The sequence below is a fragment of the Acidipropionibacterium jensenii DSM 20535 genome, from assembly GCF_000425285.1.
In the GTDB taxonomy this organism is placed as follows: domain Bacteria; phylum Actinomycetota; class Actinomycetes; order Propionibacteriales; family Propionibacteriaceae; genus Acidipropionibacterium; species Acidipropionibacterium jensenii.
Genome location: NZ_AUDD01000002.1, coordinates 140,436 through 162,790, shown reverse-complemented (window position 1 = coordinate 162,790; position 22,355 = coordinate 140,436). Strand labels below are relative to the sequence as shown.

The following is a 22,355-nucleotide window of genomic DNA, read 5'->3' as shown; positions in this document are numbered from 1 at the left end:
GAGCGTCAGATCGACGGTTCGACCGCAATAAGTGGCAGTGGAAGTCATCCACACCGGTTCGGACACTCCGAACCAGACGAAAGGAACCACGATGGACACCGGACTCACCATCATCAACGGCGAGCACCCCCTGGATCACTCCCGGCGGGGCCGACGAGGTCGACTCACCCGGGCCGCCGACCGCACCGGACGCACCCTCCAGCGGGGGATGGCCACCGCCGAGTACGCGGTCGGCATCCTGGCCGCCGTCGCCATCGCGCTGGTGCTGCTCAAGATCGTCACGGGCCAGCCGTTCTTCAGCGGCCTGCTGAGGATCGTCCTCGACCTGCTCGGCAAGGTCGGTGCCCAGATCAAGTGACCGGTCACAGCCCAGCGCGTCCCGTCGGGACGGGGAGCAGTCCCCGTCCCGACGGGTGGGAGAACCGGTGCGCGACCACCAGATGCCGCGGCAGGGGGACCCGCCACCGCGGCATGGTCACCGCGGAGCTGGCCGTCTCGATCCTGGCCGCTGCGGTGCTGCTGAGTCTGGCCGCCTGGACCGTCGGGCTGGTCGGGACCTACAACACCTGTCGCTCCAGTGCCGCCGAGATCGCCCGGCAACTGGCGCGAGGGGACTCCGCCGCGGCCCAACGGGCCCGGGACCGGGTGCCACAGGGAGCCACCGTCGCGACCCGAGACTCCGAGGGCTGGGTGACGATCACCGTCACCGTGAGGAGATCGCTGGGCTCCGTCGGCCCGGTGACGCTGGTCGGACGGGTCACCACCCCCTACGAACCGGGAGTTCAGAGATGACCGCTCGGATGGACGCGAGGCACGAGCGGGGATCGGGCACCGTCCTGGTCGCGGCGATGGGAGTGGTGCTCGTCGCGGTGACCTGGATGATGCTCTGCCTGGTCGGCTGGACGACCAGCGCCCACCGGGCCGCCGACCTCGCCGACCTGGCGGCACTGGCCGGCGCTCGGGCGCAGACAGGAGGAGGCGATGGCTGTGCGGTGGCCCGCGCCACCGCGACGGCGAACGGGGCCATCAGCGTCGAGTGCTCGCTCGATGCCACGGCGGTCGACTTCGTGGTGCAGGTCAGGGTGGCGGTGGAGGCCAGGCCGAGACTGACAGTGGCGGGCGCCCCCAGCTCGGTGGCCCGGACGGCCAGGGCCGGCCCGACGCAGACCCAGTCGGAGCCACAGCCACCGCGGTGACGTCCGGTGCGCGGGCCAGGGTCGAGGCAGCTCTCAGACAGTTCTGAGCCGGCTGCGAGCAGACTCCGGGAAACTGTCGGTCAGCCTCCCTAGGGTCGAGCCATGCTCAGTCTCATCGCCGTGCACGGTTATCGCAGCATCCGCGACCTGGTGCTGCCGCTGGGTCCGATCACCATCGTCACCGGGGCCAATGGCGCCGGCAAGACGAACCTCTACCGGTCCCTTCGGCTGCTCGCCGGGATCGCCCACGGCCGGCTGATCGGCTCCCTGGCCGCCGAGGGAGGGCTCTCCCAGGTGCTGTGGGCGGGCCCGGAGAGGATCACATCGGCGATGCGCCGCGGAGAGGTCGAGATCCAGGGCACCGGATCGCGCACCGCGCCGGTGAGCCTGATGCTCGGCGTCCTCACCGAGGACCTCGGGTACCTGGTCGATGTCGGCCTGCCCCAGGCCGACCCGAACTCGACGATGTTCATCCGGGATCCCGAGATCAAGCGGGAGGAGGTCTTCGTGCCACCCGTGCTGAGGCCGGCCGGCACCCTCGTCGACCGTCGCTGGTCGCGGGTCCGCGTCCGGGAGGGGAGATCGTGGCAGAGCCTCGAGACGCCGATGAGCCCGCGCGAGTCCATCATCGACGAACTCGCCGACCGCACCGCCACCCCGGAACTGGTCGGGCTGCGCCGGGTGATGTCGGCCTGGCGGTTCTACGACGGCCTGCGGACCGACCCGGCCTCTCCCGCCCGCACCCCCTGCGTGGCGACCCGCACCGAGGTGCTCGCCGACGACGGCGCCGACCTGCCGGCAGCGGTCCAGACGATCCTCGAGTCGGCCTGGGCCGGACCCTTCTGCCGGGCCGTCGCCGAGGCACTGGACGGGGCCGAGGTCCAGGTCGGGGAGGGGGCCGACGGATACCTGCACCTGGCGGTGACCCAACGGGGGCTGCTGCGCCCGCTCAGCGCCGCCGAACTGTCCGACGGCATGCTGCGGTTCATCATGCTGGCCGCCGCCCTGCTGTCGCCCCGACCGCCGGCCCTGCTGGTCCTCAACGAACCCGAGACCAGCCTGCACAGCGCCGTCATCCCCGCCCTGGCGGCACTGGTGGAGCAGTGCGCCCAACGCTGCCAGGTGGTACTGGTCTCCCACGACCACACCCTGGTCGAGGCCGTCGGGGACGGCGCGGTCCACCACGAACTGGTCCGCGACACCGGCGAGACCCTGCTGGAGGGGCGCGGCATGCTCGGCCACACCCTCTGGAGCTGGGGGACCCGAAAACGCTGGTGAGCGGGCTCCGGGCCCGTCACTGGCCGCCCAGCGGGTCCATCGCGGAGGCCAGCAGACGGGCCGACCCCTTGTCCAGCATCTGATTCGCGTTTCCGCACTTCGGCGAGACCACGCAGGACGGGCACCCGGACTCGCAGGGGCACTCGAGGAGCCGCCGGGAGGTGGCGTGCCACCACCGCTCGGCCTGCTCGTAGCCGGACCGGGCGAACCCGGCGCCGCCGGCCTGGCCGTCGTGGATGACGATGGTGCACGCCCCGGTGTCGGCCAGCAGCGCGGTGGACACCCCGCCGATGTCCCACCGGTCGCAGGGGGCGAAGGCCGGCAGGATCCCGATCGCGGTGTGCTCGGTGCCGTGGGCCGCCCCGGCCAGGGCCACGGCGCTGAGCCCCAACCGGTCCACCACCGGGTCGGGGACCACGAACCAGCAGGCCTGGGTGACCATCGTGTGGACGGGCATCTCGAGGGCGGTGGAGTCCCACACCTCGTTGCTGATCTCGTCGCGGCGAAGGTAGCCGATCACCTGTTCGGTGAGTTCGACATCCCCGGTCGCCACGTATCCGGGGCCGAACCCCCGGCGCTCAACCTCGTCGACGATGTGCACGGTGGAGGCCGACTGGGGCTGGGTCCAGTAGCCGGGCAGGTCCCGGTGCACCAGCGCCTGGTGCTCCTCGGGCAGGTACTCGTCGACCAGCCACTGCTCCCCCTGGAGGAGATAGACGGCCCCCGGGTGGACCGTCCGGTCCCCGGCCCGCTCGTCGACCACCCCGATCACCCGGCCGGTGGTCCGGTCGATGACGTCGATCCCCGGTCCCCCCATCGACCTCAGATCGATGGCGTCCACGGCCCTGTCGGGACGCGTCCAGAACAGCCGCTGCCCCCGCCTGCGCAGCACCTTCTGGGACACCAGGAGATCGGCCACCGGACGCAGCGCCGTCCCGTAGATCTGCTCATCGGCCGGCGTCAGGCACCCCTCCTGGGCCGCCGCGGCCAGGTGCGGTCCCATCACATAGGGATTGTCCGGGTGCAGGACGGTGGTCTCGACCGACCGAGAGAAGATCAGATCGGGATGGCTGAAGAGGTACTGGTCCAACGGGTCCTCCCTGGCCAGCACCACGACCAGGGCGTCATGGCCGGCCCGACCGGCACGACCGGCCTGCTGCCACAGCACCGAGAGACGTCCCGGGTAGCCCACGATGACCACGGCGTCCATCCCGGAGACGTCGACCCCCAGCTCCAGCGCATTGGTGGCCACCACCGCCCGGATCGAGCCGTCCTGAAGACCCGCCTCGATCCTGCGCCGGTCCTGGGGCAGATACCCGGAACGGTAGGAGGCGATGACCGCGCCGCTGGTCACCCGGTCCTGGGCGTTGACCGCGATCACCTCCGCCAGTGCCCGGGAGGCGACGAAGCAGATCGTCTGACGCCGGTCGTCGGCCAGCGCGGCCACCAGTCGCGCCGCGTCGACGGTGGTGGAGTCGGCCGGCTGCCACAGCACGACATCGCGGGCCGGATGAGGCGAGGAGTCGGCGTCCACCACCTCCATCGCGGGGACGCCGACGAGACGCCGGCCGGCCTCGGCCGCATTGGTGGCGGTGGCGCTGGACAGGATGAAGACCGGATCGGCGCCGTACATCCGGCACAGCCGACGCAGCCTGCGCAGCACCTGGGCGACGTGGGCCCCGAACACGCCGCGGTAGCGGTGGGCCTCGTCGACCACGACATAGCTCAGCCCGCCCAGCAGAGCCCTCCAGCGGGAGTGATTCGGCAGCACCGAGCGGTGCAGCATGTCGGGATTGGTGAGGACGTAGCCGGCCTCGTCGCGGGCGAACCGCCGCTCGGCCTGGTCGGAGTCCCCGTCCAGGGTGGCCACCGGCCAGCCGTCGGGCCCGATCTCGCGGCACACCCGCCACTGGTCGTGGGCCAGGGCCTTGGTCGGCGCCAGGTACAGGGCGGTGCGACGGCGCCGGGTCACCAGCGGCTCGCGCAGCGGCGCCCCGGGCGCGCCGCCCCAGGGGACGCCGTCGAGAGCGGGTGTCCCCTGAACGGGGGACACCGAGGCGGTGGCCGCCATCACCGGCAGCAGGTAGGCCAGCGTCTTGCCGGAGGCCGTCGAGGTGCAGATCGCGCAGTGGTGGCCGCTGAAGGCCAGCTCGGCCAGGGCGCACTGATGGAGCCACGGCCGGGGGATCCCGCTCGCCTCGATCGAGGAGACGACGTCGGCGGGCAGCCACTGGGGCCACCGGGTGGTGCGCCCGGCCATCGCGTCGCGGTGGTCGATGTGCACCACCTCCGCACCGCTCATCCACCCCGGAACTGCCACGCGGCCAAGACTGCCACCCCGCCCCGACAGTCACCCCGTCCCGACGGTCACCCGGCACCCGGATCCCCGCGGTCGTTGGCACACTGGGGGCCATGACTCTGCTGGACACCGACGCCGTCAACCGCCTCAGGGACAGTCTCGAGCGGATCGACTACCGCACCGACGCCATCCTGGAGGCCATCGGGGAGGTGGGCCAGCGCGGTCTGGGCCGCAACACCACGGTGGCCGCCCAGACCTCCCTGGGCAGTCGCGACGACCCCCTCGCCGCGACCGTGCGGCTGTGGCTGCTGCGCTGCCCGGTCCCCGTCACCCAGCTGTCCGCACTGCCCCTGGACGACCTGGTGACAGCCGGCATCGTGGCGGTCGAGGACGACTGGGCCCGGGCCGCGATCGACATCCGGCCCTACGACTCGCCCGACGACGGGGCCGCCGGCTGGGTGGTCTCCGATCTCGCCCCGGGACTGGACAAGGTCGTCACCGTGACCCGCCCCGACTACGTGCTGGGGGTCTCCCCGGCGTCGACCTCGCTGGCCCAGATGACGTCGCGGAGACCGGTCGGGTCGGCCCTGGACCTGGGTTGCGGGTGCGGGGTGCAGTCCCTGCACCTGGCCCGGCACGCCGACCGGGTGGTCGCCACCGACATCAACCCGCGGGCCCTGGCGATGGCCGAGCTGTCCCTGGCGCTGTCCGGGGCGGAGACCACCGACGGCTCTGCGGTCGCGCTGCGCGAGGGACCCCTCTACGACCCGGTCGACCAGCGATTCGATCTCATCGTCTCCAATCCGCCCTATGTCATGAGCCCGCCTCGCTCCGATGCCGAACGGCTGGTCTACCGGGAGGCCGGATTCGCCGGGGACGGGCTGGTCGAGGCCGTCCTGCGCGGCGCCCCCGGGCGGCTCAATCCCGGCGGCACCGCCCAGATCCTGGCCAACTGGGCGCAGATCGGCGACCAGCCCTGGCAGGACCGGCTGACCGACTGGGTGGCCGGCGCCGGCTGCGACCTGTGGGCGGTGGAACGCGAGCACCTGGACGTCCACGAGTACATCGAGACCTGGCTGACCGACGCCGGCCTGGACGGCTCGGCGCAGTGGCGCCCCCGCTACCAGGAGTGGCTCGACTACTTCGGCGAGCTGGGGATCAGCGGGGTGTCGATGGGCTGGCTGACCCTCACCGCTGCCGGTCGCGACACCCCCGACCTGTCCTTCGAGGAGTGGCCGTGGGCGATCCAGCAGCCGGTCGGCGTGGCGGTGGGGGCACGACGAGAGGGGGTCGACGACTCCCTGCTCGACGACGAGGACCTGCTGGCCGGCCACTGGCAGGTCCGTGAGGACGTGGTCGCCGAGTCCACCGGCCGTCCCGGTGCCGCCGACCCCGAGCACATCGTCTACCGGCAGCGGTCCGGGCTGCGCCGGGCGATGGAGGTCGACACCCTGCTCGGCGGGGTGCTGGGAGCCTGCGACGGGGAGATGGCACTGGGCACGATCATCTCGGCGGTGGCCCGGATCCTGGCGGTCGATCCGTCGGCGGCCGCCGCCCAGACCCTCGGCCCGGTGCGCACCGCGCTGCGCGAGGGGATCCTCGAGAGGTCCTGAGCGGACCCTGTTATGATTTCGGCGATCTGATCCTCAATAAAGGAATGAGCCATGACCGACCACACCGATATTCCGATCACCGAGACCCACCACTGCTCCTGCGGCGAGCAGGACGACGGCCTGCCCGAGCTCGACGTGCGGACCATTCCGCACGCCATCCGGCACGGATCGGTGATCGGCGCCTTCTCCCAGGTCGCCCCCGGGTCGGCCATGGTGATCGTCGCCCCGCACAACCCGCTGCCGCTGCTCAACCAGCTCCAGCAGATCAACGGCGACAGCCTGGCGGTCTCCTACCTCCAGGAGGGTCCGGACGCCTGGAAGGTGAAGCTGGCACGGCTCGCCTGAGCCCCTTCCGCCCCCCGACTGCGGGGTGGCGTCCGACATGACACTGTTACCGTGAGCGCGCAAATGCGTTGTATACATGTCGAACGTCACCCCGGAGCGCCGGGGAGAGCATGAGACGGGACGCGCGACGTCCTACGGAAGGTTGAGATGGCACCCACGAAGACCCTTGTGATTGTCGAGTCGCCGCACAAGGCGACGATGATCGCCGGTTATCTGGGCCCGAAGTATGTGGTGCGGGCCAGTCAGGGCCACGTCCGCGACCTGCCGACCAGCGCCTCCCAGGTGCCCGCCAAGTACAAGGGGCAGCCGTGGGCCCGCACCGGCGTCGACGTCGAGCACGACTTCAAGCCGATCTACGTCGTCTCCCCGGACAAGCGCTCCACGATCAGCGAGCTCAAGAGCCTGCTGAAGGACTCCGACGAACTCCTGCTCGCCACCGATGGCGACCGCGAGGGGGAGGCCATCGCCTGGCACCTGCTGGACGTCCTCAAGCCGAAGGTCCCGGTCAAGCGGATGGTCTTCAACGAGATCACCGAGAAGGCCATCACCGACGCGGTGGCCCACACCCGCGAACTCGACACCGACCTGGTCGACGCCCAGGAGACCCGCCGGATCCTCGACCGGCTCTACGGCTACGAGGTCTCCCCGGTGCTGTGGAAGAAGGTCATGCCGAGGCTGTCGGCGGGCCGCGTGCAGTCGGTGGCGACCCGCCTGGTGGTCGACCGCGAGCGCGAGCGGATCGCCTTCACCAGCGCCAACTACTGGGATCTGGACGCCACCCTGGTCACCGACTCCCGGGAGGAGTTCAGCGCCCGGCTGGCCACCCTGGACGGGGTCCGGATCGCCCAGGGCCGCGACTTCGACGCCGACGGCCGGCTGGTCGGCAAGGGCCGCGGCGAGGTCCGGCGTCTCGACGAGCCCTCGGCCGCCGCCCTGGCAACGGCCCTGGAGAGCTCCCCGTTCACCGTCACCCGGGTGGAGGCCAAGCCCTACACCCGGCGTCCCTACGCCCCCTTCCGCACCACCACCCTCCAGCAGGAGGCCGGCCGCAAGCTCGGCTTCACCTCCCAACGGACCATGTCGGTGGCCCAGGAGCTCTACGAGGGCGGCTACATCACCTACATGCGTACCGACTCGGTGGCGCTGTCCCAGGAGGCCATCGGGGCCGCCCGCAGCCAGGCCATCGAGCTCTACGGCCGCGACCACGTCCCCGACAAGCCGCGCGTCTACGCCTCCAAGGTCAAGAACGCCCAGGAGGCCCACGAGGCGATCCGGCCGGCCGGCGACCACTTCCGGGTGCCGGCCCAGACCGGACTGACCGGCGACCGGTTCCGGCTCTACGAGCTGGTCTGGATGCGCACCATCGCCTCCCAGATGGCCGACGCCAAGGGGGAGACCCTCAGCGTCGGCATCGACGCCGTGCCGGCCGCCCCGGTGGCGATCCCCGGCGGCGACGTCACCCGGGCGGGATTCACCGCCTCGGGGCGCACGATCACCTTCCACGGATTCCTGCGCGCCTATGTCGAGTCTGTCGACGAGGGGTCCTCCGACGACGCCCAGTCCCGGCTTCCCCAGCTGCACCGCGACCAGGCCCTGGGCTGCTCCGAGGTGCTCGCCTCCGGTCACGACACCCGGCCCCCGGCCCGCTACACCGAGCCCAGCCTGGTGGCCAAGCTCGAGGAGCTGGAGATCGGCCGACCCTCCACCTACGCCTCGATCATCCGCACCATCACCAGCCGCGACTACGTGTTCAAGAAGGGTCAGGCGCTGGTCCCGACCTGGCTGGCCTTCGCCGTCACCCGGCTGCTGGAGGGTCACTTCTCCAACCTGGTGGACTACCAGTTCACCGCCGACATGGAGGAGACCCTCGACCAGATCGCCCAGGGCAATGCCAAGAGGGTCGAGGTGCTGTCGAACTTCTACTACGGCGACGGTCCCGCCGGTTCTGACAGTTCTGCTGAGGCCGGCGTCTCCGGTGACTCCGGTTCCTCGGCGCCGGCCGACGGCCACGAGGGGCTGCACCGACTGGTCAGCGAGCTCGGCGACATCGACGCCCGCGCGGTGTCCACCTTCCCGGTCGGCGCCGAGGACTCCGGCATCGTCGTGCGGGTCGGACGGTACGGCACCTATGTGGAGGACGCCGAGGGCACCCGTGCCAATGTCGACGACGAGCTGCCCCCCGACGAGCTCACCGTGGCCAAGGCCCGCGAGCTGCTGGCCTCCCCGAACGGCGAGGAGCGCGAGCTCGGCCTGGACCCCCACACCCACACCATGATCGTGGCCCGCAACGGCCGCTTCGGCCCCTACGTCACCGAGGTGCTGGAGGAGCCCGCCACCGACGCCCCCGCCACCGTCTCCGGCAAGGGGAAGGGCAGGTTGAAGGCGAAGAAGGTCAAGCCGCGCACCGCCTCGCTGTTCCGGTCGATGGACCTGTCGACGGTCACCCTGGAGGACGCGCTCAAGCTGCTGTCGCTGCCCAGGGTGGTCGGTGCCGACGCCGAGGGCACCGAGATCACCGCCCAGAACGGTCGCTACGGCCCCTACCTCAAGAAGGGCACCGACTCGCGGTCCCTCACCAGCGAGGACCAGATCTTCTCGATCACCCTCGAGCAGGCCGAGCAGATCTACTCCCAGCCCAAGCAGCGCGGACGGGCCGCGGCCAAGCCGCCCCTCAAGGAGCTGGGGGAGGACCCGACCTCCGGCAAGCCGATCGTCGTCAAGGACGGCCGGTTCGGCCCCTATGTCACCGACGGCGAGACCAACGCCACCCTGCGCAAGGACGACTCGGTCGAGGAGATCACCGCCGAGCGGGCCCAGGAGCTGATCGCCGAGAAGAGGGCGAAGGGGCCGAGCACCCGTCGGCGCACCACCCGCAAGACCACCAGGAAGACCACCGCCAAGAAGTCCACCACCAGGAAGACGGCCGCCAAGTCGACGGCCACGTCCTCCACGGCGACGTCGTCCGCCAAGAAGGCAGCTCCCAAGAAGGCCGCCCCGAAGAAGGCGACTCCGAAGAAGGCGACGGGCAAGCCGGCGTCTGCCTCCGGTGCCTCGGCCTGACGCCACCGCATAGAGTGCTCGGCACAACCGTCCAGGAGGTGGAGTGATGGCGTCGCTGCGAGATCCCATGCTGTTCGAGATGGCATGGGCGGCCGATCCCCCGTTGCTCGTCAACCCGGACCTGGGGGTGGCGAAGCTGACCTCCGGCAATCCCGCGAAGTCCCTGCGCAGCGACGTCACCCTGCTGGACTCCACCGATCACCGACTGCTGCGCTCCGGGGTGGTGCTCGCCCACCGGGTCGTCGACTCCCTCGGCGAGTGGTACATGGACTCCCCGGGTTGGGGGCCCTGGCTCCCGCAGGACTGCTCGGTGACCCTGGACGGAGCCGGCGAACTGCCGCTGGACTTCCGATGTCTCATCAAACCCTTCCTTCGCGGCGCCCCGCTGTCCCCCTCGGCGGCGCTGCGCTGCGATCGCCGGGAGATGAGCCTGGTGGGCCCCGGAGGCGCCGCGCTGGCCGAGATCCGCGACGACCGGATCACCGTGACCCGCTCGGGCGTCACCGTCAGCCGGGCCCGTGAGATCACCCTCACCCCGACCGCCGACATGAGCCCGCGGCTGCGCGACTGGGTGGCCAGCCGGGTGATCGCCCTGGGGGGCACCCAGGTGACCGTGCTGCCCTCCACCCTCGAGCGGCTCGGCCCGCGGATCGGAGCCCTTCCCGACTTCCCGCGGGCGGTGCCGCCGAATGTGGCGGGCACCCTCGAGGGGTTCGTCATCAACCGCTTCGCGCACTGCCTGCGGGCCGTGATCGAGGCCGACCTGACGGCCCGCAGCACCGGAATGGGGTTGCACTCGGGAACCGCGGCCCACCTCATCGCCCACTCCCGGGAGCCCGGCGTCCTGCCCGACCGGCCGGTCCCCGACGAGCTGCTGGACCTGGGGGCCGACCCGGTGACGGTCACCACGATGGGCATCCACGACGACCGGCACGGCAGGATCGACTCCCTGCTGGAGGCGCTGGGCGCCCTCGGCACCGTGATCGACGGCCTGTCGGAGCTGCTGGAACCGCGCTGGGTGCAGGAGGCGACCCTGCTGCTGGACAAGGTCCGCGAGCTCGACACCGACCGGATCACGGTGCACCGGATGCCCGAGAGCTACTACTCCCTGCTCACCATGATGGTGGTGGCGGTGCGCGCCCCGAAGCTCACCTGCGACGGCACCACCCCGGCCCGCCCGGTGCTCACCGCGATGGTCCGGCGCGGCGTCTCCCAGGTGGTGCGGCTGTGCGACCGGTTGGAGGCCGACTCCGACCACGGCTGGGCTCGCGCCCGCCGCTGCACCGATGTGACCACCGCGCTGGCCTCGACCCTCAAGGAGTCGAAGCGGGCCGCGAAGGTCGCCCACCGGCTCGGCAGGCTCCACCGGGTGCTGGCCGGAACCGGGTCGGTCAACGAGGGGCCCACCCCCGAGGAGGTCGCCCTGCTCACCCCGGGTCAGGCCTTCGAGGAGGGACGCCGACTGGAGCGCCGGCTGGTGAGCACCGCCAGGGCCCGGCGCCAGTTCGTCATCGACTGGCCCCATCGTCGCGCCAAGCTCCTCAAGGCGGTCACCCCGTGACCGGCCTCTTCGTGGTCCTGGAGGGCGGCGACTCGGTGGGCAAGACCACCCAGGCCCGCTGTCTGGACCGCTGGCTGGACCGCGCCGGCGTCAGCCATCTGCTCACCCGCGAGCCGGGGGACACCGCGGTCGGCGCCAGGATCCGCAGCCTGCTCCTCGACCCGGCCTCCGGGGCGATCAGTCCCAAGGCCGAGGCGCTGCTCTACAACGCCGACCGGGCCCAGCACCTGGACGAGGTGGTGCGCCCGGCGCTGTCCCGCGGCCAGATGGTGATCTGCGACCGGTATGTCGACTCCACGCTGGCCTACCAGGGCGCCGGAAGGGTGCTGGAGGCTGGTGAGATCGCCTCGCTGGCCCGCTGGGCGACCGACGGGCTGCGCCCCGATCTCACCATCCTGCTGGACGCCGACCCCGCCGAGACGACCGCCAAGATCGTCGACAAGGACCGGCTGGAGGCCGAGAGCCTCGACTTCCACCGACGCGTCCGCGCCGAGTTCCTGAGGCTCGCCGGCACCGATCCCGAGCACTACCTGGTGCTGGCGGCCCGCGACTCCCGCGAGTCGATCGCCGCGGCGATCCGGCACCGGCTCGCACCGCTGCTGGGCATCTCGGAGGAACTGTCGGACCTCGATGGCATCGTGGCCCCATGAGCACGACGAGTGGGGAGGCGATGACCGGGGTGTGGTCCGACCTGGTCGGCCAGGAGTCGGCGGTGGCAACCTTGCGCCGCGCCGTCGAGCAGGGCGGACACGCGATGAGTCACGCCTGGCTGCTCACCGGCCCTCCCGGTTCGGGACGGTCGAACGCCGCCCGCGCCTTCGCCGCCGCCCTGGAGTGCCCCGAGAACGGCTGCGGGCACTGCAATGCCTGCCGCACCGCGCTGTCGGGAGCCCATCCCGATGTCTCCCTGGTGCGCACCGAGACCCTGTCGATCGGGGTCGACGAGGTGCGCGACCTGGTCCGCCGGGCGGCCATGAGCCCCTCGACCGGCCGCTACCAGGTGGTGGTCGTCGAGGACGCCGACCGGATCACCGAGAGGGGCGCCGACGCCCTGCTCAAGGCCATCGAGGAGCCGGCGCCGCTGACCGTCTGGATGCTGTGCGCCCCGACCCCCGACGACGTCATCATCACGATCCGTTCGCGCTGCCGGCAGCTCCACCTGGCGACCCCCCGCGACGAGGCCGTCGCCCAGCTGCTGGTCTCCCGCGACAAGGTGCCCCCGGAGCTGGCCGCCACCGTGGCCCGGGCCGCCCAGGGCCACATCGGGAGGGCGCGGCGTCTGGGCCTCGACGAGAATGCCCGCCGACGTCGCGACGAGATTCTGGCCCTGCCCACCCGGTTGCGCGGTCTGGGCGACTGCCTTCGGGCCGCCCAGGAGCTCGTCACCCAGGCCGGCGAGGAGGCGGCTGCCGCGACCGCCGAGCAGGACACCCGGGAGCGCACCGAGCTGGAGAGGGCGCTGGGCTTCGGCACTCACGGGGCCCGGCCCAGGCATGCCGCGGCGGCCCTCAAGGATCTGGAGGACGAGCAGAAGCTGCGCGTCAAGAGGATGCAGCGCGACGCCCTGGACCGGGTGCTCACCGAACTCACCACCTTCCACCGCGACGTCCTGGCCCTGCAGACCGGGGCGGTGCGCCGCGGCGAGGAGGACCGGCTGACCGGCACCAGACTGGTCAACTCGGCGATCACCGGGCAGCTCCACCAGGTGGCGAGCTCGTCGACCCCCGATGACACGATCCGACGGATCGACGCGATCCTGGAGGCGCGGACCGCTCTGGAGACCAATGTCGCCCCGCTGCTGGCGATGGAGGCCCTGCTCACCAGCATGGTCGCCCCCGCCGGCTGACGCCGTGCTGAACTCGAGGGCCGACGCTGTGCTGCACCGGAGGGCTGACGCTGTGCTGCACCGGAGGGCTGACGCGGTGCTGCACCGGAGGGCTGACGCCGTGCTGCACTGGAGGGCTGACGCCGGGCGAGGGAGCGGGCGGGCGTGTTGGTCCACTACCGTGGCCGGTGACAATGAGACAGTGAGACCGTGCCGTGCCGTATCACCAGGACACGGCCGATTCGAGCCATGAGGAGCTGACGTGAGCAAGGCTGTCAAGAGGACGACCGGGAGCAGCGTCCCCGACGACGCTGACAACGAGACCACGCGCGTCATCTCGTCGGAGGACGTGACCGAGACGCAGGTGCTCGGCACCGGGCAGAAGGGTCCCCTCGTCCCCGACTCCGCCGAGGATTCCGGCGACGATTCCGCCGAGCGCACCAGGGTGATCTCCGATCAGCCGCTGGCCGCCGATGAGGACCTGGAACGCCGTGAGGCCGAGGAGCGACGCCGTCAGGACGCCGAGCGCAGGGCCCGGGAGCGCGCCGCCCTCGAGCGGGCCGCCCGGGAGCGTGCCCTGGGCACCGTGACCCCGCCCCCCGCCGAGCCGGAGCCGGCCCCCGTCGACGTGCCCAGGCCGGTCACCGATCGCGCCTTCGCCTCCCTGGGTCTGTTCGTCTTCCGCGTGGTGGTCGCGGGGGTCCTGGGTGTGCACGGCTTCCAGCACCTCACCCAGCGTCCCGAGACCTACGCGATGATCGAGCGGATCGGATTCCCGTACACCACCCAGCTGGTCTGGGTGCTGGGCATCGGCGAGTGCCTGGCCGCGCTGGCGATCCTGCTGGGCCTGTGGACCCGGATCGCGGGTCTGGGCGCGATGGCCATCGGGGTGCTCGCCCTGGTCTTCGTCCACTGGGACGGCCTCAACATCTTCGCCACCTCCGGGATCGACGGCGAGCCCGCCCTGCTGTTGGCCGCCTGCGGCTTCCTGCTGTTCTGCGTCGGCAGCGGTGGATTCGGGATCGACGCCGGCCCGCGTCGGCGTCGCGCCCTCAAGAAGGCCAATCGCTGAACCACATGGGGTGATGCTCTAGGCTCGCCCCATGTCCCAGGTCATCGCTGTCGCCTTCCAGGAGAACGGCAGGCTGCACTACCTCGACGTCGGAACCCTCAAGGTCACGGTCGGCGACTGGGTGCTCTACCCAACCCCCGACGGCGACGAGGTGGCGCGCTGCGTGTGGGGACCGGAGGAGGTCCGCGACGTCGACCCGGTCGCTCCCCGGTGCGCCGGGCTGGCCGACCACAAGCAGGTGCGCCGGGCCGCGGAGAACCGGGTCCAGCGCGAGCAGGACCTCGAGGTGGTGCGCGAGGTGGTGGCCGAGCACCACTTGGAGATGGACCTGCTGGCCGTCGACATCGTCGAGCCGGAACCCGGCTCCCGGGTGGTGGCGATCTACTACCGCAGTGCCCACCGGGTGGATTTCCGCGCCCTGGTCCCCGACCTCGCCGGCCGGTTGCGGTGCCGGGTCGACATGCGTCAGGTCACCGGCCGCAACCCGGCCCGGATCACCGGAGGGGTGGGGGTCTGCGGGCGCGACCTGTGCTGCACCACCTTCCTGGACGAACCCGAGGCGATCGGGATGAGACTGGCGGCCGAGCAGGGGTTCTCCTCGAACCCGCTGGCGGTGACCGGGGCCTGCGGCAAGCTGATGTGCTGCCTGCGCTACGAGCACCCCTACTACACCGACTTCAACGCCGTCGCCCCTGCTGTGGGCCAGACCGTCGAGACCCCGTCGGGAACCGGCCGGGTGGTCGGTCACGACGCCCCCTCCCAGTCCGTCCAGGTCGCGGTGGAGGGCCGGACGGTGAGCTGCCCGCTGGCCTCGGTGTGCACCACCGCGGTGCGCCGGCGCAGCCGGGAGGATCGGTCATGACCGGACAGATCATGAGTCGTCCAAGTGTGAGGCGTCCAGGTGTGAGACGTCGAGTGGCCGGGCTGTGCACCGGTCTCACCGCCGCCGTCGTCCTGCTGTCGGGATGCCAGGTCGGGGAGGGGTCATCCTCCGGACTCGCCTCGCAGCCGACGCAGTCTGCCTCCGGGTCTGGTGCTGCGGGGTCGGGCTCCGGATCGGGTTCTGCCGGCACTGAGGACTCCCTGCCCAAGCTGTCCTGGAAGCGCGCGACGGCCAGTGCGGTGGCCGACCCGCCGGTGGCCTCCTTCAATCCCGCCGCTCATGACGTCTTCACCGGCTACACCTCCCCGGACCGCCAGTCGGGCAGTGGTTCCGCCACGCCGAAGGGGTTCTCCTCGGCCCCGGCGGGTGCGGGGATGAGCCGCTACCTCGACCAGCAGATCAGCTGGACCGCGTGCGGCTCCTTCCAGTGCGGCACCGTCCTGGTGCCACTGGACTGGGACTCCCCCGACGGCCAGGCGATCACCCTGACGATGAAGCGCAAGCAGGCCACCGAGCGCTCCGGGAACCGGCCGGCCAAGGGCACGATGTTCATCAACCCCGGCGGCCCCGGCGTCTCCGGGCAGGACATGCTCACCTCCTTCGAGACCGGCTCCTTCCCCGGCTACGACGTCATCGCCTGGGATCCGCGCGGATCGGGACAGTCCACCCCGGTGGCCTGCGGCACCGCCGCCCAGACCGACGCTTTCTTCGACCTGGACTCCTCACCGGACTCCTCGGCCCAGTGGTCCGCGGTGATCGCCGGCAACAAGGCCTTCGCCCAGCAGTGCCGGCGCGCCTCCGGCGCGCTGCTGGACCACATCTCGACGATCGACACGGCCCGCGACCTGGACTACCTGCGCACCCGGGTCGGGGACCCGAAGCTCAACTACCTGGGCATCTCCTACGGCACCTTCATCGGCGCCACCTACGCCGAGATGTACCCGCGACGGGTGGGACGGATGGTGCTCGACTCGGCGGTGAACATCACCAGCAACGACTCGGTGAGCCAGGTGATGGGATTCGACAAGGCCTTCCACGCATTCGCCGGCTGGTGCGCCCGCAACGACAAGGAGTGCGGCCTGGGAGGATCCGCCGATGAGGTCGTCAGGCGCACCCAGAACTTCCTGGCCGGGCTGGACTCCCGGCCGCTGACGGTCGGGTCCAGATCCCTCACCCAGAACCAGGCGGCCACCGGGATCGCCTTCTACCTCTACTCGGGAGCCGACTCCTACAAGTACCTCGCCGGCGCCCTCGGCTGGGCGATGGAACGGGGCCAGGGGAAATACCTGCTGGCCGCCGCCGATTCGCTCAACGGGCGAGACGTCGAGACCGGCAAGTGGGACAACTCGGCCTACGCGTTCCCGGCGATCCTGTGCAAGGACTCGGCCGATCCCGGCCTGGCCGGAGCCCGGGCCCAGTGGGAGATCGACCAGAAGCGGGCGCCTCTGCTGGGCCGACCCTTCGGCGTCGGCCTGGTCTGCACCTACTGGACCGCGAAACCCGCTACCCAGTTGAGGATCTCCGCGAGGGGAGCCGCACCGATCGTGGTCCTCGGGGTCACCGGGGATCCGGCAACCCCCTACCAGCAGGCCCAGTGGATGGCCCAGCAGATGTCCTCGGCGGTCCTGGTGTCCTGGCGCGGGGCGGGGCACTCGGCCTGGTCGCTGGGCAACAGCTGCCTGCGCAACTCCGTCACGGGGTATCTCAACGGCGGCGTGGTGCCGCGCAACGGACTCACCTGCTGAACGGGGCCCGCCTGTTGAGCGGTGCTGGACTTGTTGAGCGGTGCCGGCGCGGCGTCCTGAACGCCTTCCGGGCGGCCGGGAGTCCGGTTTTGGGGTTCGTCGCTACCGTGGTCGATGTTCAGGCCCGAGGCGGGTCTCCCCGGTCCGGCGACCAGGGACGACTCCAGCCACAGCGGGCGAGGTCGTGCAGAAGGGACCGCGATGCCGGGGACCGTGGGAGGCAGATGCCTTCGGCTCGCCGCGGTGCTGGCCCTGGTCGCGGTGATCCTCGTCCTGGAGCTCGCCTGGCGCAACCATGTCTGGTCCGGCCTGGAGCGCCGCGACGGCCAGTGCGTCATGGTGGGGACGCGGGTCGACAACGGCAATGTCCCGGTGGTCTCGTGTCAGCGCACCGGCGCCCGGCTGGTGTCCAGCGTGGTGCGGCCCAGCGGGGACTGCCAGCACGGCGAGGAGAAGGTCAGCGTCCGTCAGGAGATGAGCCACGACACCGGCTACATCGGTGCGCTGTGCCTGAGGACGCCGCAACCAGAGAGGTGAACCGGCACGGCTGTCACACAGTCGGGTCGCCCGGTCTGGTCGAGCAGTCTGGTCGCGCCGGTCAGTGCAGCATCGCCGACCGGAGCACGTCGAGGGGCAGCCCGCCCAGGGCCAGCGCCCGGGTGTGGAAGTCCTTGAGGTCGAAGCCCTGAGGATCGGCCGCGCGGGCGGCGTCCCTCAGCTGCAGCCAGGTGCGCTCGCCGAGCTTGTAGGCCGGAGCCTGCCCGGGCCAGCCGAAGTAACGATTCACCTCGAAACGGGCCGAACCCTCGTCCATCGAGACGTGCCGGTTGAAGAACTCCCAGGCCTTGTCCCAGTTCCAAATTCCGCCGCCGACCTCCGCGGGGGCGTCGAACCCGCAGTGCAGGCCGATGTCCAGGACCACCCGGGCGGCCCGCATCGACTGCCCGTCGAGCAGCCCCATGAAATGCCCCGGGTCGTCCATGAACCCGAGGTCGGCCATCAGCCACTCCGCGTAGAGCGCCCACCCCTCGCCGTGGCCCGAGACCCAGCAGTCATTGCGCCGCCACGAGTTGAGCCGGTCGTGCTGGGCGATCGCCGAGGAGATCTGAAGGTGATGGCCGGGCACCCCCTCGTGGTAGACGGTGGTGAGCTCGCGCCAGGTGGTGAACGAGTCGACCCCCTCGGGCACCGCCCACCACATCCGGCCGGGACGGGAGAAGTCCTCGGAGGGGGAGGTGTAGTAGACCCCGCCGTCGTGGGTGGGGGCGATCATCCCCTCGATCCGCCGAGCGGGGGCCGGGATGTCGAAGTGGCTGCCGTCCAGCGCCTCGATCGCCTCATCGGCGCGCGCCTGCATCCACTCGCGCAGGGCGGTGGTGCCCTGGATCTGGTACTTCGGGTCGGCGTCGAGGATCGCGATCGCCTCGCTGACGCTGGCACCCGGGCGGATCCGCGACGCCGTCTGGCGCTGCAGCTCCTCGATGCGGGCCAGTTCCTCCTGGCCCCAGCGGTAGGTCTCGACCAGATCGATGGTCGAGCCGAGGAACTCCCGGGAGGCCAGCCGGTAACGCTGGACGCCGACGGCGTCCTCGTCGGTGGAGGCCGCGAGGAGGGGCCCGCTCAGTTCCGCGACGGCCCGCTCGAAGCCGCCCCGCGCGACCTCCAGGGACTCCGCCAGCCGGGTGCGCAGCCCCTCCGGAAGAGGACCGGAGGAGGTGGTGGCGCCGGCGAGGTACTGGTCCAGGAAGCCGCCCGAGGCGGTCCATCCGGTGACCTGGTCGGCCAGCAGCAGGACCTGCCGACGGGCCGGCAGCACGCCGGCCTCCACGGTGGCGCGCTGGGAGGCCATCCAGCCGTCGATCGCGGCCGGCACGGCGCTCAGACGCCGGGCGATCGTCTCCCACTGCTCGAGGGTGTCGGTCGGCATCGCGTCGTAGACGGCGCGGATCGAGTGCAGGTCTGTCTCGATGCCGTTGACCGACAGCAGGTCGAAGCCGTTGTCGTGCACCTCGGCCTGCAACCCGAGCCGGTTGCGCATCGCCGCGACCGTGACCTTGTCGACGTCGTCGCCGGGCATCGCCTGGTCCAACTCGTCCAAGGTGTTCATGGTGAGCCGGTAGCGGGCCTCCAGACCGGCGGGGGAGAGGTCGTCGTACTCGTTCTGGCGGACGTCCAGACCGAGTTCGGTGGCGAACAGCGGGCTCGCCTCCACGACCGCGGAGTAGTACCGCTCGGCGACCTGGTCCACCTCGGTGTGGGGGTGGACGGCGTTGTCGGCCGGGGCTGAAGAGTCAGGAGTAGTGGTCACGACAGTGACGGTATCGTGACCCACCGACAGTTCTCGACAGAGCGGGTGTCAGGCCGGGAAACGGGGCGGGTGACAGGCCGGGTGACAGGATTTCCGCAGGCGCCTCGGCGACCGGTATAGTCGCAGCGGTCCGCCGAGCGCTCCCAGAGCCGAGCGGCGGGCAGGCCGTCGTAGCTCAGTCGGTAGAGCGACGCTCTCGTAAAGCGTAGGTCACGGGTTCGATTCCCGTCGACGGCTCCGATGAAACACCTGGTCAGAAGTTCTTGGCTAGGCGTTTTGCCATGTTCCGGCCCTGCTGTGTCCCTGTCGGGCCTGGCCTGGCGTGCTGCGAGTTCAGGTGCTCAGAACTGTCAGACCCTCCTGCTTGACTTGGGAAATGGAACTTCTCACTGAGGGTGTCGGCCTCCGTTCAGGCCTTGATGCGGATCCAGTTGATGACGTCGTCGGCGTGGCGCCGGGCGGTGGTGTCGGCGTCCCAGTCGGTGCCGAGGGGGACGGCGATCCTCCGGCTGCACCAAGTGCTGTGGAGCTGAGTCCCGGGCACACGAGTCCGGTTCAGTTGAGCCCCGCCGAGGCCGAGGAGCTGGGCGTCCGGCTGCAGCAGGTGGCGGTGCGCCGGGCTCGCATCGATCATGACTTCTGCGACCTGGTCGACCAGTTCGACGCCGGGGACGGGTTCGCCGCCTTCGACGGCGTGAGATCGACCGCCCACTTCCTGGGGTGGGCCTGCGGTCTGGGCGAGCTTGCCGCTCGGGAGCACGTCAGGGTGGCCCGGGCGCTGCGCCAGATGCCCCGGACCAAGGAGTTGTTCGCCGCCGGACGGTTCTCCTACTCCAAGGTCCGTGAACTCACCCGGCTGGTCGGGGTGCTCGACGAGGAGAGGATGACCGATCTCGCACTGAAGATGACTGCCTCCCAACTGGCCCGCACCGTGGCGGGATACCGGTTGGCCGCCGGATCGCGGATCGCCGCGGCACCGACCCGCCGCTACTCCAGCCGGCCCTCCGTGGACGGCATGGTCCGCATCTCCATCACCCTGCCCGCCGAGGAGGCCGCCCTCATCGAGGCCGCGGTGGAAGCCGCATGCCGGATCATGCAGAGTTCCGACGATGGGCAGGTGGCTGACAATGCGCAGGGGGCCGACGGCGCCAAGGGGGTCGGTGAGGGCGGACAGGAGAGTGAGGCTGACGTTCAGGACGGTCTGCCCGGAGCTGACCATGAGTCCGCGCTCGGCACCGATCCCGACACCGGTCGGGACACGAGATGGGAGCCGCCCGATCGCGTCCAGGGGCTGGTCGACGTCGCCACGGCTTTTCTGGACCAGGACCGCCGGGCACCCGAGGGCGACCACACCCTCGTCGTCGTCCACGTCGACGCGAGCATCCTCGAGGCGACCCCGGCCGCAGCCACGCAGACAGAGTCCGGGCCTGTGACCGAACCCGTTCCCGCGGGAACGCCCGAGGGATCCCCCGCCGCGACCCGCCAGACCGAGGCGCAGGCCGGGCAGGGGACCGAGCAGGGTGAGAGCTCCCGCGGAAACTCAGGGAACTCCGAGGTGCCCGGGAGCTCAGGGGAGCCCGCGGAGTCCGAGGAGACCCCGATCGGGCAGGTCCTGCCGGGACTCGAGGAGTCAGGTCCGATCACGTCAGGTCCAGTCACGACGGGTCTGCCGGTCCGAGGGTTGTGCACCGTGGACGGGCAGGGGCCCATCGAGGCAGCCACCGCCCAGCGACTGTCGTGCACCGCGTCTCTCCAAGGCGTGATACGCGACAAAGGCGGCAACGTGCTGGCTCTGGGCCGCACCCGCCGACTGGCATCCCGCGCCCAACGACGGGCCCTGCGGATCCGCGACCACCACGTCTGCGGCTTCCCCGGCTGCACCAGGACGCACCATCTGGAGGCCCACCACGTGGTCGCCTGGTCGGCCGGTGGACCCACCGATCTGGACAATCTCATCCTGGTCTGCCGCGCACACCACATGCTCGTCCACGAGGGCGGGATCAGCATCGAGGCCGCCGCCGGGTCCGGACCCTCGCGGTGGGCGTTCCGGCTTCCCGACGGACGACTGGTCCAACCCGAGCGGTACCCCGTGATGGCTGACGCCGACGACATGATCCAGATTCTCGGATCCCAGGCCGGCAATGACCGTCGGGAAAGGGGCGGGCCCTTCAAGGAGGCGAGACCTCGCGAGGACATGGACGCCGAGGAGCCCATCGACCCCAACCTCATCTACCCGGAGGGTGGCGGAGAGGGGTTCGATCTGCATGCATGCGTCAGAGTTCTGTTCGACCTCACCCTCGAGAAGGACGGCCAGGTCGATCGGGCCGCCTGACGCCGCCGACCTTTTGCGCCGACGGGTGTCGATAGATGTCGACGGGTGTTGACGGGTGTTGACGGGCAGGCATCGATTCAACGCACCGAACCGCCACAGTCCGCACCGAACAGTCGGAGTTCGCCCGCGGGCCCGGCCGGATGACCCTTGCCATTGCGAGGATGGCGATCCCGGTTCCGCCACGGAGGTCGCCATGTCCCAGCTGCTGCCCACCGACCCCATCCAGGTGGTCCGCGCGGGCCCGCAGCGCTGGGAGGACGTCTCCACCGTGATGGGACGTCGCGGCGGGTCGGCGTCCTGCTGGTGCCAGTTCTTCCGGCTGCGCGGCACCGAGTGGACCGGCTCGACCCGCCAGGCCAACCGGGAGTCGCTCAGACGCCAGGTCTGCGAGGACGCCATGCCTCCCGGTCTGCTCGCCTATCTGGACGGCGAACCTGTCGGATGGTGCGCGGTCGCCCCGAAGTCCGCGTATCCCAGAGTGGTGGCCGCGAGGGGCACCGGCCAGGCACTCGACGGCGTCTGGTCGGTGGTCTGCTTCGTGGTGCGGGTCGGGTACCGGCGTCGGGGCGTCGCCCGCCGGCTCATCGAGGGGGCCGTCGAGTTCGTCCGCGAAGAGGGCGGCCGGGTGGTGGAGGGATACCCGGTCGACCCCGCCCGGCGTTCCTCGATCAGCGCCGACGAGCTCTACCACGGCAGTCTCGGGCTGTTCACCGACGCCGGCTTCACCGTCGTCTCGCGTCCTTCGAAGGCCCGAGTCCTGGTGAGCCTCGACCTCGACCAGCGGTGACCCCGACCCGGGCCGACCCCCGCCTCAGACGACTCCAGCCCCGGTGGGCCT

Annotated in this window: 19 protein-coding genes and 1 tRNA gene; 17 read left to right on the top strand and 3 right to left on the bottom strand. The window is 71.0% G+C overall.

The genetic code is table 11. The features are described from left to right. The first annotated feature begins 91 nt into the window (after positions 1 to 91). The 4 genes from H590_RS19010 to H590_RS0101895 all read left to right on the top strand — a co-directional run bounded on the left by H590_RS19010 (position 92) and on the right by H590_RS0101895 (position 2,474). Positions 92 to 358, top strand: a complete 267-nt coding sequence (locus H590_RS19010) for a DUF4244 domain-containing protein (RefSeq protein ID WP_036980544.1) — start codon at positions 92 to 94, stop codon at positions 356 to 358. 113 nt (positions 359 to 471) lie between these two features. After that, positions 472 to 792 (top strand): TadE family type IV pilus minor pilin, encoded by a 321-nt coding sequence (locus tag H590_RS0101905; protein WP_028702229.1) that lies wholly within the window; start codon positions 472 to 474, stop codon positions 790 to 792. Then, positions 789 to 1,196, top strand: a complete 408-nt coding sequence (locus H590_RS17605) for an Rv3654c family TadE-like protein (RefSeq protein ID WP_028702228.1) — start codon at positions 789 to 791, stop codon at positions 1,194 to 1,196. The genes H590_RS0101905 and H590_RS17605 overlap by 4 nt, the downstream gene beginning before the upstream one ends. 102 nt (positions 1,197 to 1,298) lie before the next feature. Further along, positions 1,299 to 2,474 (top strand): AAA family ATPase, encoded by a 1,176-nt coding sequence (locus tag H590_RS0101895; RefSeq protein ID WP_028702227.1) that lies wholly within the window; start codon positions 1,299 to 1,301, stop codon positions 2,472 to 2,474. A 16-nt stretch (positions 2,475 to 2,490) separates the two neighbouring features. On the opposite strand, the gene H590_RS0101890 is transcribed toward H590_RS0101895, so the two are convergent. Continuing rightward, positions 2,491 to 4,776 carry a DEAD/DEAH box helicase gene (locus H590_RS0101890; protein ID WP_036980541.1) on the bottom strand — a complete coding sequence of 762 codons (2,286 nt, stop codon included), beginning with the start codon at positions 4,774 to 4,776 and terminating at the stop codon, positions 2,491 to 2,493. 110 nt (positions 4,777 to 4,886) lie between these two features. On the opposite strand from H590_RS0101890, the gene H590_RS0101885 reads away from it, so the two are divergent. The 10 genes from H590_RS0101885 (at position 4,887) to H590_RS0101840 (ending at position 17,414) form a co-directional block, all read left to right on the top strand. Next, positions 4,887 to 6,386, top strand: a complete 1,500-nt coding sequence (locus H590_RS0101885; protein WP_051238063.1) for a DUF7059 domain-containing protein — start codon at positions 4,887 to 4,889, stop codon at positions 6,384 to 6,386. Positions 6,387 to 6,437: 51 nt separating this feature from the next. Then, positions 6,438 to 6,731 carry a DUF2249 domain-containing protein gene (locus H590_RS0101880; RefSeq protein WP_028702224.1) on the top strand — a complete coding sequence of 98 codons (294 nt, stop codon included), beginning with the start codon at positions 6,438 to 6,440 and terminating at the stop codon, positions 6,729 to 6,731. Between the two features lie 147 nt (positions 6,732 to 6,878). Then, positions 6,879 to 9,791, top strand: a complete 2,913-nt coding sequence (gene topA / locus H590_RS0101875) for a type I DNA topoisomerase (protein ID WP_028702223.1) — start codon at positions 6,879 to 6,881, stop codon at positions 9,789 to 9,791. Between the two features lie 46 nt (positions 9,792 to 9,837). Further along, the gene (locus tag H590_RS0101870; RefSeq protein ID WP_028702222.1) at positions 9,838 to 11,352 is read left to right on the top strand and encodes a hypothetical protein; all 1,515 of its coding nucleotides are present in this window, start codon (positions 9,838 to 9,840) and stop codon (positions 11,350 to 11,352) included. Next, complete coding sequence (gene tmk / locus H590_RS14315) at positions 11,307 to 12,002, top strand: dTMP kinase (protein WP_051238080.1); 696 nt, start codon at positions 11,307 to 11,309, stop codon at positions 12,000 to 12,002. Before H590_RS0101870 ends, tmk begins: the two co-directional genes overlap by 46 nt. After that, positions 11,999 to 13,198 (top strand): DNA polymerase III subunit delta', encoded by a 1,200-nt coding sequence (locus H590_RS0101860; protein WP_028702221.1) that lies wholly within the window; start codon positions 11,999 to 12,001, stop codon positions 13,196 to 13,198. The genes tmk and H590_RS0101860 overlap by 4 nt, the downstream gene beginning before the upstream one ends. Positions 13,199 to 13,439: 241 nt before the next feature. Further along, complete coding sequence (locus H590_RS0101855; protein ID WP_028702220.1) at positions 13,440 to 14,249, top strand: DoxX family protein; 810 nt, start codon at positions 13,440 to 13,442, stop codon at positions 14,247 to 14,249. A 31-nt stretch (positions 14,250 to 14,280) separates the two neighbouring features. Next, the gene (locus H590_RS0101850; protein WP_036980535.1) at positions 14,281 to 15,111 is read left to right on the top strand and encodes a PSP1 domain-containing protein; all 831 of its coding nucleotides are present in this window, start codon (positions 14,281 to 14,283) and stop codon (positions 15,109 to 15,111) included. Next, the gene (locus tag H590_RS0101845; protein ID WP_232020910.1) at positions 15,108 to 16,877 is read left to right on the top strand and encodes an alpha/beta hydrolase; all 1,770 of its coding nucleotides are present in this window, start codon (positions 15,108 to 15,110) and stop codon (positions 16,875 to 16,877) included. Before H590_RS0101850 ends, H590_RS0101845 begins: the two co-directional genes overlap by 4 nt. 201 nt (positions 16,878 to 17,078) lie before the next feature. Continuing rightward, positions 17,079 to 17,414 carry a hypothetical protein gene (locus H590_RS0101840; RefSeq protein ID WP_028702217.1) on the top strand — a complete coding sequence of 112 codons (336 nt, stop codon included), beginning with the start codon at positions 17,079 to 17,081 and terminating at the stop codon, positions 17,412 to 17,414. A gap of 61 nt (positions 17,415 to 17,475) precedes the next feature. Here the strand turns inward: H590_RS0101840 and H590_RS0101835 are convergent, their stop codons facing one another. Continuing rightward, entirely contained in the window at positions 17,476 to 19,185 is a 1,710-nt protein-coding gene (locus tag H590_RS0101835; protein WP_051238061.1) for a DUF885 domain-containing protein, read from the bottom strand. Positions 19,186 to 19,349: 164 nt separating this feature from the next. On the opposite strand from H590_RS0101835, the gene H590_RS0101830 reads away from it, so the two are divergent. After that, a tRNA-Thr gene (locus tag H590_RS0101830) sits at positions 19,350 to 19,422 on the top strand. Between the two features lie 172 nt (positions 19,423 to 19,594). On the opposite strand, the gene H590_RS19280 is transcribed toward H590_RS0101830, so the two are convergent. Then, on the bottom strand, positions 19,595 to 19,729 hold the full coding sequence (locus tag H590_RS19280; RefSeq protein ID WP_269471496.1) for a hypothetical protein: 135 nt from the start codon (positions 19,727 to 19,729) through the stop codon (positions 19,595 to 19,597). A 15-nt stretch (positions 19,730 to 19,744) separates the two neighbouring features. On the opposite strand from H590_RS19280, the gene H590_RS0101820 reads away from it, so the two are divergent. Both H590_RS0101820 and H590_RS0101815 read left to right on the top strand, forming a co-directional pair. Further along, complete coding sequence (locus H590_RS0101820) at positions 19,745 to 21,517, top strand: HNH endonuclease (protein WP_161625991.1); 1,773 nt, start codon at positions 19,745 to 19,747, stop codon at positions 21,515 to 21,517. Between the two features lie 193 nt (positions 21,518 to 21,710). After that, the gene (locus H590_RS0101815; protein WP_051238060.1) at positions 21,711 to 22,304 is read left to right on the top strand and encodes a GNAT family N-acetyltransferase; all 594 of its coding nucleotides are present in this window, start codon (positions 21,711 to 21,713) and stop codon (positions 22,302 to 22,304) included. Positions 22,305 to 22,355: the final 51 nt, after the last annotated feature.